The organism is Thauera sp. 28 (assembly GCF_000310145.2).
In the GTDB taxonomy this organism is placed as follows: Bacteria; Pseudomonadota; Gammaproteobacteria; order Burkholderiales; family Rhodocyclaceae; genus Thauera; species Thauera mechernichensis.
In genome coordinates, this window is sequence record NZ_AMXA01000014.1 from 64,679 (window position 1) to 77,846 (window position 13,168).

The following is a 13,168-nucleotide window of genomic DNA, read 5'->3' on the forward strand; positions in this document are numbered from 1 at the left end:
GGCCGTGCTTACCAGTCCGCCTTCACCGCCTGAACGGCCGAGCGCTGCATCGCGTGCCGGCCCGCCAGCCGGGCAACCCCGCCAGCCAGTACCACCAGGCTGGTAGCGAACACGCCAAGCGCCAGCCACGGCACGGCAAGATCCATGCTCCAGTGAAAACTCTGGCGGTTGATGATCTCGATCAGCACCCAGGCGATCGCGCCGCCCGCGAGCAGACCCGCGAGCACTCCGAGCCCTGCTGTTAGCGCACCCTCAAGCGCAATCAGCCGGCCGATCTCGCCGCGGGTCAGGCCGAGATGGCGCAGCATGCCGAATTCGCCCTGGCGCGTGGTCGCCAGCGCGGCGAAGGTGGTTGCAATGCCGAACAAGCCGATCAGGATGGCCACCGCCTCCATGAGGTAGGTGATCAGGAAGGTGCGATCGAAAATCTCCAGGCTGAGCGCGCGGATCTCGCCCGGCAGCGCGACCGCGATGTGCTCGGGGCCGAAGCGCTGACGCAGCGTCTCGGACACGCTGTGCGGATCGACACCGGCTGCGACCCGGATCGCCACATCGTTGATGCGCGTGTCGCCGGTCAGCGCAACGTAGTCGCGACTGTCGATGAGGGCTGCGCCATGCTGGCGGGCGTAGTCGCGCCAGATGCCGGCGACCACGAAGCCCTGCATGCGGCCGCCGATCGGCAACTCGAACACGCTGCCCGGCACCAGTCGGTGACGATCGGCTGCGGCCTCCGACACCCAGGTCGCAGGAAGCGTCGCGCCGGCAGGCGCAACAAGGCTTCCTGCGACCAGTGGCAAGCCCCACTCTCCCTGCCCAACTGCATTTACCGGGCGTGCCAACAGGCTGAACAAGGGTTCGGTATCGGACAGGCGCAGATTGACCAGACGGGTGGTATCCACCGCAGCCACGCCCTCGACCGCGGCAATGGTGGCGAGCGCGCTTGGGTCGAGGTAGCCACTGGCGGCGGATGATGACGCCCTCACATAGAGATCGGCAGGAAGAACCTGGCCGAGCCATTCGTCCACCGATACGCGGAAAGAACTCACCATGATCGCCATCGACACCGCCAGTGCGACGCTCGCGATCACGCCGGCCCCTGCGACCACGGCCTGTGCAGGCGTTGCGCTCAGGCGCGCGTGGGCAAGTCGCCACAGCACGCTGCGTCCGTGTTCCAGCAATGGCAGCACTGCGCGCGCCAGCGCCGGCAGGGCGAGCACAGCTGCAGCCAGCACCAGCGCGACGGCCGCATAGCCGCCGACCGGGATCCCGCCCTGGGGCGGCAGTAGGCAGGCGAGCGCTGCAAGGCCCAGCAGCCCGCCTGCAAGCCGTCCGTCGACCTTCGCCTGGGGCAAGCCTGTACGTTCGGCCTCACCTGCGCGCAGGGCGCGGGCGGGGGCTACGCGCGCGGCTTCATGCGCGGGCACCCAGGTACCGAGGACACCTGCGGCGACGCCAAGCAGCAGGTAAGCCAGGCTCAGTACAGGATCGACCTGCAGACTCGGTGCGAGTCCGCGGAAAAAGCCCGCACCCAGGTCGCCGCCCACCAGGCGAAAGGCGCCCCCCGCCAGCGCATGACCCAGCACGACCCCGAGCAGGCCGCCGACGAGGCCGACCAGTGCGCCCTCGGCGAGCAGCCCGTGCATCAGCGCACGCCGCTCCAGGCCGAGCGCTCGCAGCAGCGCGAACTCGCGTCGCCGCCGTGCCACCGCCAGCAACTGGGTTGAGAAAACGAGGAAGCCACCTGTCAGCAAGGCGATCGCAGCCAGCATCGTCAGGTTTACCCGGTAGGCGCGCGACAGCGTGCCCGCCTCGCTCGCCGCCGCCTCCGGCACACGGAGCGCCACCCCTGCCGGTAACAGCGGTGCGAGCGCGCGCATGGCAGTGTCGACCGCGATCCCATCGGCGAGCTTGAGATCGATGCGGCTGAGCTGGCCCAAGCGCTCGAAGTGCTGTTGTACCCCTGCGATGTCCATGACGCCGACCAATCCACTCGCCCCCGGCACCTCGCCGGCCACCCGCAGTCGCAGGCTGCGCAGCCCCGACTGCGCGAGCAACCAGCCGTCCTGAACTGCGGGCGGTTGCAACTCGCCCTCAGCCCGGCCGTTGCCCTCGGCTGCCTGCTGACGTCCGTCAACGCGCAGCGGCTGCTCCAGGAGCGCACGCGCATCTGCACTCAGGAACAGGTTCGACGGTTGCAGCGCAGCAAGGCGACCATCGCCCCCGGCATCATCGACGTCGCGCCCCGCCGTTGCGACGACGCGAGGCATCAGCCCGGGCTGCACCTGCATCACCCGGAACAGGTCCAGGCCGAGGATGCGCAGGCTGTCGTCTCGCCCGGGCAGGCGGGCCTCGATTTCGAGCACCGGGCTGGCGGCAGCGACCTCGGGCCGCATCGCCAGCAGAGGGTAAAGTGACTCGTCGAAGCCCTCGCGCGCACCCACGACCTGCAGGTCTGCCTCGCCGGCCAGCAGGCGTACGCCGCGGCCGAACTCGTCGAGCGCGGCGCCATGGATCAGCTGCACCGCCAGCCCAAGCGCGACCCCGAGTGCGATCGCGACCAGAGATAGCGCGGTGGCGAGCCGTCTGCGCAGCAGGCTGGCGAGAAAGAGATGACGCAGCCGGGTGTTCATGATCCGTGGCGCACCGCATGCAGGCGGCCATCCACGAGTTCCATGACGCGGTCTGCCCGTGCCGCGGCCGCCCGCGAATGGGTCACCAGGATGCCCGCTGCGCTGCGGGCGCGGAGCTGCTCGAGGAGCAGGTCGAGCACCTCCATCGCACGCCCGGGGTCGAGGTTGCCGGTAGGCTCGTCGGCAAGCACCACCGCAGGCTGGTGCACCAGGGCACGTGCGATCGCCACGCGCTGCAACTCGCCACCCGACAGCAGGTGGGGCGAGTCGTCTGCTCGCCTCCCAAGCCCCACGCGGCCGAGCATCTCGCGCGCACGCCGGTCGGCCTCAGCCTCCGGCTGCTGCAGCAACCATAAGGGCAAGGCCACGTTCTGCGCCAGACTCAGATGCGGCAGGATGTGGAAGGCCTGGAAAACGAAGCCGAAGTGCCTGCGGCGCAGGCGTGCGAGGCCGTCGTCATCGAGCCGCGCAAGTTCCGTCCCGGCCACCCGGATCTCGCCGCCATCGAAAGGCTCAAGGCCAGCGATGCAGTTGAGCAGGGTGGATTTGCCCACGCCCGACTCGCCGACGATGGCGACACATTCGCCGCCGGCGACCTGCAGTTCGAGCGCATCGAAGAGCACGCGTGGTGGCGCACCGGGAAGGGTCTTTATCAGTCCGGATAGTTGCAGCATGAGATCCCCGCGTGCGCGGCCGTGTTCTGGTGTTCTTGCGGTGACCGCGCAATGTCCGCCTTGTGTCAGCTGTCGCGGCCGAAAGTTGCATGCCGGCGCGGTATACTCCGCCCGCCCTGCAAGGCGATGCCCGCTGTGCACGGCAAGCGCTTTCCCTATTACTCGCACCCGCATGGTGTGCACCCAGTCCAGGTCATGCCGGTCGAGCACTACGAGAACTTTCCTGTTGCGTCCCTGCTGCTGCCGGCGCGCTTGCGCGAGCCGGTCGAGGCCATCTACGCCTTCGCGCGCAGCGCAGACGATGTCGCCGACGAGGGCGACGCGGCGAGCGTGGAACGTCTGGCCCGCCTGCACGACTATCGTCTCGCGCTCGAAACCAGCGCGCGTGGCGGCCCGGTCCGCGACCCGACCCTGGTGCCGATCTTCGACCGCCTGGGACGAAGCATCCGTGCCCACGGCCTGCCCGTCCAGCCCTTTCGCGATCTGCTCGACGCCTTCGCGCAGGACGTGGTCAAGACACGCTACCGCGACTTCGCCGAGCTGCTCGACTATTGCCGGCGCTCGGCCAACCCCGTCGGACGTCTGATGCTCTGCCTCTACGGTGCGGCGACGCCAGACAAGCTGCGTCAGTCGGACGCCATCTGCACCAGCCTGCAGCTGATCAACTTCTGGCAGGACGTCGCCATCGACTGGCGCAAGGCGCGCATCTACCTGCCGCAGGATGAACTCGCCCGCTTCGGTGTCGATGAGGTCTTCCTCGAACGCGCCAGCACGCAGGGCCTCGATGGCGTGGACGGCGAGGGCACCGCCCGCTGGCGCGCGCTGATGGCCTTCCAGGCCGGGCGCGCGCGCTCGATGATGCTCGATGGCGCCGGCCTTGCGCGCGCCCTGCCCGGACGCATCGGCTGGGAACTGCGCCTGGTCGTGCTGGGCGGACTGCGCATCCTCGAGCGCCTGGATGCAACCGGCTACGACGTCTTTTCCCGCCGCCCGACCCTGGGCAAGAGCGACTGGCTGCGCCTGGCATGGCGCGCACTGAACTACGGACCCCGCGCATGAACCCGCACGACTACTGCCAGGACAAGGCCGCCAAGAGCGGCTCGAGCTTCTACTACAGCTTCATGTTCCTGCCCGCCGAGCGACGCCAGGCCATCACTGCGCTGTACGCCTTCTGCCGCGAGGTGGACGACGTCGTAGACGAGTGCCACGACCTGTCGCTGGCGCAGACCAAGCTCGAATGGTGGCGACAGGAGGTGCAGCGCACCTGGGCCGGGACGCCCACGCACCCCGTCGGCCATGCGCTCAAGGACGTACTGACGCGCTTCAACCTGCCACAGGAGCAGCTGCTCGAGATCATCGACGGCATGGCGATGGACCTCTCGCAGACCCGCTACCTCGACTTCAAGGCGCTGCAACTCTACTGCTACCGGGTGGCAAGCGTGGTCGGCCTGCTCGCGGCCGAGATCTTCGGCTACCAGGACCGCCAGACACTCAAGTACGCGCACGACCTCGGCATGGCCTTCCAGCTCACCAACATCATCCGCGACGTCGGCGAGGATGCCCGCCGCGGCCGCATCTATCTGCCGATCGAGGATCTGCAGCGTTTCAACGTACCGGCCAAGGACATCCTCGAGGCGCGCTACTCGGACAATTTCCGTGCGTTGATGGCTTTCCAGGCCGAGCGCGCGGAAAGGTTCTACGACCAGGCCTTCGCCCAGTTGCCCGCGAGCGACCGCAAGGCCCAGCGCCCGGGGCTGGTAATGGCCGCCATCTACCGCACCCTGCTGCGCGAGATTGCCGCCGATGGCTTCATGGTCCTCGATCGGCGCACCTCGCTGACGCCGCTGCGCAAGGTCTGGCTCGCCGGCACGACCTGGTTCAAGGGCTGAGCGCATGAGCGTCCCCGTCGTCGCCGTCATCGGTGCTGGCTACGCCGGCCTGGCCTGTGCCGTCGAACTCGCGCGCGCCGGCGTGCATGTCACCGTGTTCGAGCGTTCGCATACCCTGGGCGGGCGGGCGCGGGTGGTGCATAAGGACCACCACTGGCGGGTAGACAACGGCCAGCACATCCTCATCGGCGCCTATGGCGAGCTCACCCGCCTGATGCGTCTCACTGGCTGCTCGCCCAAGCAGCTCGCACACCTGCCGCTCACCCTGCACGTTCCCGACCGGCTGCAGCTCAAGGCCGCAAGCCTGCCCGCGCCCTTTCATCTCGCCGTCGGGCTGCTGCGCGCGCGCGGTCTGAGCTGGGCCGATCGCCTGGCCATGCTGCGGCTGATGCGCTGGCTCAAGAAGCGCAGCTTCCGCGTGCCCGCCGACATGACCGTTACCGGCCTGCTGCAGGCAACGCGCCAGACGCCGCTATTGGTGCAACTGGTTTGGGAACCGCTCTGCGTCGCCGCGCTAAATACCCCGGCCGCCGAGGCCGATGCACAGGTGTTCGCCAACGTGCTGCGCGACAGCCTGGCCGCAGGCGCCGCAGCCAGCGAACTGCTGCTGCCGCGCGTCGATCTGTCCGAACTCTTCCCCGTGCCTGCAGCGCGCTACCTTGCCACCCGCCGTGGCAAGCTGCGCACCGGCAACGCAATCGAGGCGGTCGAGCCGGTGGCCGGCGGCTACCGGCTGCAGGGCGACCCCGGGAGCCAGTCCTGGCCGCAGGTCGTACTTGCCACCGCGCCCTATCATGCGAGCCCGCTACTGGCCAGCGCGGGTGGCTGCGAACGCCTGGTCGAGCAGATCGATGCGCTCGATCATGAGCCGATCACGACCGTGTACCTCGCCCTCGGCAAGGGCCAGCGCCTGCCCGAGGCGATGATCGGGCTCGTCTCAGGAACCGCAGTCGACCCTGCGCAATGGGTGTTCGACCGCGGCCAGCTCGGCGGTCCCGAGGGCCTGATGGCTTGCGTGATCAGCGCCAGCGGACCGCACGAGGCCCTGGAACGCGACGCACTCATCGTCGCCTGCCACGCCCAGCTCGAACGCCAGCTCGGCCGTCGCCTGCCCGCGCCCGAGTGGTCGCAGTTGATCACCGAGAAGCGCGCCACCCTCGCCTGCCGACCCGGCATTCTGCGCCCGGGCATTCGCACGCCCCTGCCCGGCCTGTGGCTGGCGGGCGACTACCTGGACTCCGATTATCCGGCCACGCTGGAATCCGCGGTGCGTTCGGGCGTCGCCTGCGCCGCCGCCATCCTCGCCGAACTGGGACGCAAGGCTGGCGGCTGAGCCCTGCCCGTCCGTCCTTGCCGTGACCTCGTTTCGAGCCGCGGCCGCGCCCTGAGTACCTTCTGCGCCGGAACTCAGGCGCTGGATGAAGTTGCTGCGTCAATGAGATGGCGCAGGATCGGGTTGAGCATCGCCGCGCCCAGGCGCTTGCTGCGGGCGCCGTTCCATCCGGCCACCGGATCGGGCAGCAAGGCATTGTCCTTGAACGGCATCTCCAGCGTCAGCGACACGCAGCCAAAGCGATGCGCCACCCACTTGCTCGCCAGCGTCAGCAATTCCTCGCCGAAACGGCCCGGTTTGTAGCCTTCGACGGTCTGGAAGTCCGGGCTTGCGGCAGCAAAGGCTTCGATGAAGCGTGCCTGAGCACGCGCCGCTTCGGCGCTGAAGCCGGGAACCTCCTCGGCGGTCGAGAAGAAGACGTAGGGCAGCGATTCGTCGCCGTGGATGTCGAGGAACAGCGCGCAGCCGGTGCGCTCCATCTCCGCGCGCACCAGGAAGACTTCCGGGCTGGCGAGCGGATCGGGCTCGCGCCATTCGCGGTTCAGGTTGCGCCCGGCCGCATTGGTGCGCAGGTTGCCGCGCACGGCGCCATCCGGGTTCATGTTCGGCACGATGTAGAGCACGGCGAGTTCGCGGATGCGCCGTGCCACGGGGTCCGCAGGGTCGAGCAGGCGCTCGAGCAGGCCTTCGACGAACCACTCGGCCATGGTCTCGCCCGGGTGCTGGCGGGCGATGATCCACAGCGGCGGACGGCCCGCCGCTGGATCGCCGACGACCACGAGGTCGAGGTCGCGGCCATCGACGGTGCTGCCGAGATCACGGTTCTTGGCGAAGGGCGACTGAGCGACATGGCCGATCAGGTCGAGGTGGCGTTCGTAGGAATACGGCTCGAAATAGGCGTAGTAGACGCCGTCGCGCTCGGGCGTGTGCTCGACGATCAGTGCGCCGTCGCGGAAATGCGTGCCCTCCACGCGGAACCAGTGCTGGCGGTCGTAGGACGCGACGCAGCGGTAGTCCGGCCAACCGTCCGGGTAGGCCGCCGCCGCGGCGTTCTCGAACACCATGCGCACCGCCCTGCCCGCAGCACCATGCAGGCGGAAGTGGAACCACTGGTGGAAGGCTGCGGCATTGTCCGCACGCAGGCGCAGGCGGATGTCCTGCGGATCGTCGAGGCTGAGTACCTCGATTGCACCGGAATCGAAACAGCTGCTGATCTTCATTGGCGCTATCCGGTTGCGCCCGCACGAGGCGGGCGGTGGATTCAGGCTTCGCGGCGACGGAACACGAGCGTGTCGGCGTCCGACGCGTCGGCGGCGAAGACATAGCCCTCGCTGTCGAAGTCCTTCAAACCGTCGACCTCGTCGATGCGGTTGCGGATCACGAAGCGACTCATCAGGCCTCGTGCACGCTTGGCGTAGAAGCTGATGATCTTGTAGCGCCCGCCCTTCCAGTCCTCGAACACCGGCGTCACCAGCCGGGCCTTGAGCAGCTTCGGCTTGACCGACTTGAAGTACTCGTCCGAGGCGAGGTTGAGCAGCACGCGCTCGCAGCCGCCCGCTGCATCGGCATCGAGCAACTGGTTGAGCGCCGCGGTGATGCGCTCGCCCCAGAACTCGTAGAGGTTCTTGCCGCGTGGGTTGGCAAGCCGCGTTCCCATCTCGAGGCGGTAGGCCTGCATGAGGTCGAGCGGACGCAGCACGCCGTAGAGGCCTGAAAGGATGCGCAGGTGGTCCTGCGCCCAGGCCAGGTCCTCTGCACTCAGGCTGCCGGCATCGAGGCCCTCATAGACATCGCCATTGAAGGCCAGCACGGCCTGCTTGGCGTTGCCGGCATCGAAAGGCAGCGACCAGTTCGCGTAGCGTGCGACGTTGAGGCTGGCGAGCTGGTCCGACAGCGACATCAGCTCGGCGATCTGTGCGGGCGAGCGCTCGCGCAGCACGTCTATGAGTTGTGCGGAATCGTCGAGGAAGTCGGGCTGGGTGCAGACAGTGGTGGTAGGCGGCGTCTCGTAGTCGAGCGCCTTGGCTGGAGAGATGACGAGGATCATGTGCAAAGCGAGCGGTGACAGGCGTGAAGCCCAGGGCCTTCGAATGGTAGCGCGATTCGCTGCGCCGATCGTGCTTCGAAACACGCGCAACCAATGATCGGGGTCGGCGACACGTGCCGCTGGTCATTCGAGCAGACTTCTACATCACCTTGAGCAGTCTCTCCGAGAGCTCGTCAGCGCGCTTGCGTCCCATTGTCGTCTCAGTGATCGCCTGTAGCCATTCGTCAAAGAGTGCACGCAGTTCTTCTTCACGCCGCGATGCGTGGATACGCTTGACGAGATCGAGCTTGGCGTAGGGGCCGTTGAAGGTGCGCAGCGTGTTCATCATGAAATCGCGGGCCATCTGCAAGTCCTTGGCTCCGCCCGGGGCGCCCGCGAGCGCTTGAACGGCGTTGGGCGTCGGTACGGCACCCCCTGCAGGGGGTGCAGCGGCTACGCGCTCGAGAAAGCCGCCGTCCTCGAGCTCCTGAAGCGTGGCCGCGGCGTTCTCGTCACCCGAGAGCCGCGTCAGTTCGTCCAGTGTGCGCTGCCCGTCGGCCAGGATCAGAAGTCGGCGCGCGCGCGCACCGAGTCTGCCGCTACGTGTGGTGAGCTCTTCTTGCCCGCGCGCCGTCTTGACGAAACACGTCATGGGGGTCTGTCTCCTCGTCGAGGATGCGGCCTTTGGCCGTCTGAAGGTTGGATGCACTACCTGCGGCCGGCGCACGCGCGGCACCGCCGCCGACGCCTTGCCGACTCATGCGCCGAGCATGCCGCCCGGGGTCCGCGCACGTCAAGTCGCCATGGCCGAAATGCGTGACGATTCTAACGCAGGCTCCGTTGCCGAACCTGCTCGAACAGGCAGACTGCCACCGCGGCGCCCACATTGAGTGACTCGACACCCGCACACATCGGGATACTGACGCGGCGGTCGGCCATCGCGAGCAGCGCGGATGACAGGCCTTGCCCCTCTGCACCAAACAACCAGGCAACCTGCGCTCGGATGTCTATCTGGAAGAGCCCCTGTGAGCCCTCCCCGAGCGCAGTGGCAATGCGCGAGCCGGGGAAGTCCACCAGACGGTTGGGGAGGTCCACCCGCTCTTCGAGCTGGAGCAGGAAATGCGCGCCCATGCCGGCACGCAACACCCTGGGTGCCCAGGCCTGGGCACAACCTTCTCCAAGCAGGACATGGTGCACGCCCGCGGCCGCAGCCGTACGCAGAATGGTGCCGAGGTTGCCGGGATCCTGTATGCCATCGAGCGCGAGCACGTCGGCTCTGAACGGCAAGTTGCCGGTCGGGGCGGGGAGATCGATGAGCGCCAGAATGCCTGACGGCGTATCTACCGGGCTTACGTGCGCAAACAGCGTATCGGCGAGCACGATCTGCTGTACCGCAGCTGGCGCCTTCGCTCGCAGCTGGGCAATCTCTCCGTGCTCCTCGATCCCTGCGGCAACGATCAGGCTCTTGATCGGCCAGCCTGCAGCGAGTGCGGCGTCGATCAGGTGCACCCCGTCGAGCAAGGTCTCACCGTGCTTGCGCCGGTCGCGCGCGGAATGCGCGAGCGCGTGCAGACGCTTCACGGTCGGGTTGTCGCGGGAGCTGATCTCCTTCGTCATGGCCGAGGGCTTCCGCAGCCCTGCTCAATCAGCCTGCGCACGGGGCCGAAGCTCCTGCGGTAAAACGGCGCGACGCCATGCTTCTCCAGTGCAGCAAGGTGCGCCGGAGTTGGATAGCCCTTGTGGAGGGCCAGTCCGTAATGAGGCCAGCTCTGGTCGAGGGTGCGCATCATGCTGTCGCGGGCGGTCTTGGCCAGGATGGAGGCGGCCGAGATCGCAGGTTCGGTCGCATCGCCCTTGACGATGGCTCGCACCGCATACGGCAGGCGCGGACAGCGGTTACCGTCGACAAGTACCTGAGCGGGCTGAAGCTTCAGCGCCATCACGGCACGCTGCATTGCCAGCATCGTTGCGTGCAGGATATTGAGCTGATCGATCTCCTCGACGCTGGCTTCGCCCAGCGCCCAGGCCAGCGCATGCTCGCGGATCTGCGTGGCCAGGCGCTCGCGCGCCTCCGCGCTGAGCTTTTTCGAGTCGGCTAGGCCGGCGATCGGACGGGTTGGGTCAAGGATCACTGCGGCTGCGACCACGGGCCCGCACAAAGGCCCGCGTCCAGCCTCGTCCACGCCGCAGACATGCGCGCCGTCCGCGTCGGCGGCTGCGAACAGGTCTCTTGTCATCGTTCCACTCTCAAGGCCGCGCGCTGGCGAGGTAAGGCAGAATAGCCTCTGCCGCACGTCGCGCTGTATCCTGGCGCAAGCTCAGGTGCAGTTCCCGGAAGCGGTTCTCGGCTGCTGCCCGCCGTGCAGGGTCGCGCAGCCAATCCGCGACCGCCTCCGCGAGTCTGTCGGGTGTCGCCTCGTCTTGAAGCAGCTCGGGCACGATCGTCTCGCGACACAGGATGTTGGGAAGCCCCACCCAGGGTAGATAGGCCATGTGCTTCATGAGTCTGTACTGCCACTTGCCGATGCGGTAGGTGATGACCATGGGGCGCTTGAGTAGTGCCGCCTCCAGACTGGCCGTGCCGCTTGCAACCAGGACAACGTCGGCTGCAGTCATCGCATCGACGGCGTGGCCGAACAGCATCCGCACTGGCAGATCGGCTGCCTGGTTACGCCGTAACGCCTCTTCAAAGATCTGTCGCGTTTCCCGCGTTGCGAGCGGCACGAGGAATATGATCTCCGGGTTGCCAGCTTGCAGTAGCCTGGCAGTGGCGATGTAGGTGTCGGCCAGGTTGCGCACCTCCGACTGGCGGCTACCAGGAAGTAGCGCGACGACTGCCGCGTTGGCGGGCACCCCCAGCCGCGCCCGTGTCTCTGCGCGATCGGGTTCGAGCGGGAACACGTCGGCGAGCGGATGCCCCACGTAGCTCACCGGAACGCCAGCACGCTCGTAGATCTCGGGCTCGAAGGGAAACAGGCACAGCATGTGCGATACCGAACGAGCGATGCGCTTTATGCGCCCTCCCCGCCAGGCCCAGATCGACGGGCTGACGAAGTGGATGGAGGGCATGCCTTCGTCGCGTACCTTCCCCTCGAGCCACAGGTTGAAATCGGGGGCATCGACGCCGATGAATGCCGTCGGGCGCTCCTTGCGGATCTGCGCCAGAAACGTCCGCCTGATTCCCGACAGCTCACGGTAGCGCTTCAGGGCGTCAACGTAACCATGAACCGCCAGCAGCTCGCTCGGCCAACGCACTTCGAAGCCTTCGGCTTGCATCTTGGGGCCACCGATGCCGAAAAACTCGGCGTCCGGGATGTGCTGACGCAGCGCGCGGATGAGATGACTGGCAAGAAGATCGCCGGAGGTTTCTCCGGCGACCATCGCGATGCGGACCTTCATTGCCGAAACCGACCCTCAGCGAACGATGCCACGCCCCGACTGCGCGATGAAGTCGGAGAACAGCTGGACCTCCGATTGCCCGGCAGCGAGCTCGGCGACGCTTTGACGAGCCTCCTCCAGGGACAGGCCGGAGCGATAGAGCGCGCGATAGGCACGCTTGATCGCTGCAATGCCTTCGGCCGAGTAACCACGCCGCTTGAGGCCCTCGCTGTTGATGCCGTGCGGCTTCGCCGGATTGCCGGCAACCGTCACGAAAGGAGGCAGATCCTGCAGCAGCACCGTACCGACGCCACAAAAACTGTGGGCGCCCACGCGGCAGAACTGATGTACCCCGGTAAACCCACCGAGGATCGCCCAATCGCCCACCTGCACATGACCTGCGAGCGTCGCATTGTTGGCAAAGATCGTGTGGCTACCGACCTGGCAGTCGTGCGCGATGTGCACGTAAGCCATGATCCAGTTGTCGTTGCCGATGCGCGTGACGTGCGCATCCTGGCTGGTACCGACGTTGAAGGAGCAGAACTCGCGGATCGTGTTGCGGTCGCCGATCTCGAGCCGGGTAGGCTCGTCATCGTACTTCTTGTCCTGCGGACTTGCGCCGATCGAGCAGAACTGAAAGATCTCGTTGTCGCGGCCGATGCGGGTGTGCCCTTCGACCACCACGTGCGGACCGATGCGGGTACCCGCGCCGATCTCGACATGCTCGCCGATCAACGAGTAGGCCCCCACGCTGACGCCTTCCCCGAGCTTGGCGCCGGGGTGGATGATCGCGGTCGGATGAATCATAGGGTCTTGATCGCACACATCAGTTCGGCTTCTGCGGCGAGTTCGCCATCCACGCTCGCACGCGCCTTGTATTTGTAGATGTTGCGCTTGGACTGGGTGATCTCGACGTCGAATATCAACTGGTCACCCGGTACGACCGGCCGCTTGAAGCGCGCGTTGTCGATGCCGGCGAAGTAGACGACCGAGTTGTCATCGGGCTTGACGCCACTGCTCTTGAACGAAAGCAGCGCTGCGGTCTGCGCCATGGCTTCGATGATCAGGACTCCAGGCATCACCGGGTGGTGGGGGAAATGGCCCGGGAAAAAGGGCTCGTTCATGGTGACGTTCTTCAAGCCGCGCGCACGCACGCCCGGCTCGATCTCCAGCATGCGATCCACAAGGAGGAAGGGGTAGCGATGCGGCAGGTACTGCAGGATTTCCTTGATGTCCAT

At 67.0% G+C, this 13,168-nt stretch carries 13 protein-coding genes; 3 read left to right on the plus strand and 10 right to left on the minus strand.

All coding sequences use genetic code 11. The annotated features are described in order from the left end of the window. Positions 1-8: 8 nt before the first annotated feature. Together C662_RS11595 and C662_RS11600 are read right to left on the minus strand one after the other, a co-directional pair. Positions 9-2,630, minus strand: a complete 2,622-nt coding sequence (locus tag C662_RS11595) for an FtsX-like permease family protein (protein ID WP_002929098.1) — start codon at positions 2,628-2,630, stop codon at positions 9-11. Beyond that, positions 2,627-3,304: an ABC transporter ATP-binding protein gene (locus C662_RS11600; protein ID WP_051018566.1), complete on the minus strand. Its 678-nt coding sequence runs from the start codon at positions 3,302-3,304 to the stop codon at positions 2,627-2,629. Before C662_RS11600 ends, C662_RS11595 begins: the two co-directional genes overlap by 4 nt. A 195-nt stretch (positions 3,305-3,499) precedes the next feature. Between C662_RS11600 and hpnC the strand changes: the two genes are divergently transcribed. Genes hpnC through hpnE form a run of 3 tightly spaced genes read left to right on the plus strand, consistent with a single transcriptional unit; the run spans position 3,500 to position 6,526 of the window. Then, a complete protein-coding gene (gene hpnC / locus C662_RS11605; protein WP_198291751.1) occupies positions 3,500-4,363 on the plus strand; it encodes a squalene synthase HpnC in 864 nt (287 codons plus the stop codon). Continuing rightward, complete coding sequence (hpnD, locus tag C662_RS11610) at positions 4,360-5,193, plus strand: presqualene diphosphate synthase HpnD (RefSeq protein ID WP_002929102.1); 834 nt, start codon at positions 4,360-4,362, stop codon at positions 5,191-5,193. Before hpnC ends, hpnD begins: the two co-directional genes overlap by 4 nt. Before the next feature lie 4 nt (positions 5,194-5,197). Further along, positions 5,198-6,526, plus strand: a complete 1,329-nt coding sequence (gene hpnE / locus C662_RS11615; RefSeq protein ID WP_002929105.1) for a hydroxysqualene dehydroxylase HpnE — start codon at positions 5,198-5,200, stop codon at positions 6,524-6,526. 74 nt (positions 6,527-6,600) lie between these two features. Here the strand turns inward: hpnE and C662_RS11620 are convergent, their stop codons facing one another. The 8 genes from C662_RS11620 to fabZ form a co-directional block, all read right to left on the minus strand. Further along, positions 6,601-7,746 carry a M14 family metallopeptidase gene (locus C662_RS11620; protein WP_002929107.1) on the minus strand — a complete coding sequence of 382 codons (1,146 nt, stop codon included), beginning with the start codon at positions 7,744-7,746 and terminating at the stop codon, positions 6,601-6,603. 41 nt (positions 7,747-7,787) lie between these two features. Beyond that, positions 7,788-8,573 (minus strand): peroxide stress protein YaaA, encoded by a 786-nt coding sequence (gene yaaA, locus C662_RS11625; RefSeq protein WP_002929109.1) that lies wholly within the window; start codon positions 8,571-8,573, stop codon positions 7,788-7,790. 139 nt (positions 8,574-8,712) lie between these two features. Then, positions 8,713-9,204 carry a hypothetical protein gene (locus tag C662_RS11630; RefSeq protein WP_002929111.1) on the minus strand — a complete coding sequence of 164 codons (492 nt, stop codon included), beginning with the start codon at positions 9,202-9,204 and terminating at the stop codon, positions 8,713-8,715. Between the two features lie 173 nt (positions 9,205-9,377). Continuing rightward, complete coding sequence (locus C662_RS11635; RefSeq protein ID WP_002929113.1) at positions 9,378-10,169, minus strand: TrmH family RNA methyltransferase; 792 nt, start codon at positions 10,167-10,169, stop codon at positions 9,378-9,380. Further along, on the minus strand, positions 10,166-10,789 hold the full coding sequence (rnhB, locus tag C662_RS11640) for a ribonuclease HII (protein WP_002929116.1): 624 nt from the start codon (positions 10,787-10,789) through the stop codon (positions 10,166-10,168). Before rnhB ends, C662_RS11635 begins: the two co-directional genes overlap by 4 nt. A 10-nt stretch (positions 10,790-10,799) precedes the next feature. Continuing rightward, complete coding sequence (gene lpxB / locus C662_RS11645) at positions 10,800-11,951, minus strand: lipid-A-disaccharide synthase (protein ID WP_002929121.1); 1,152 nt, start codon at positions 11,949-11,951, stop codon at positions 10,800-10,802. A gap of 15 nt (positions 11,952-11,966) precedes the next feature. Further along, complete coding sequence (lpxA, locus tag C662_RS11650) at positions 11,967-12,737, minus strand: acyl-ACP--UDP-N-acetylglucosamine O-acyltransferase (protein WP_002929123.1); 771 nt, start codon at positions 12,735-12,737, stop codon at positions 11,967-11,969. Continuing rightward, positions 12,734-13,168: a 3-hydroxyacyl-ACP dehydratase FabZ gene (gene fabZ / locus C662_RS11655; protein WP_002929126.1), complete on the minus strand. Its 435-nt coding sequence runs from the start codon at positions 13,166-13,168 to the stop codon at positions 12,734-12,736. The genes lpxA and fabZ overlap by 4 nt, the downstream gene beginning before the upstream one ends.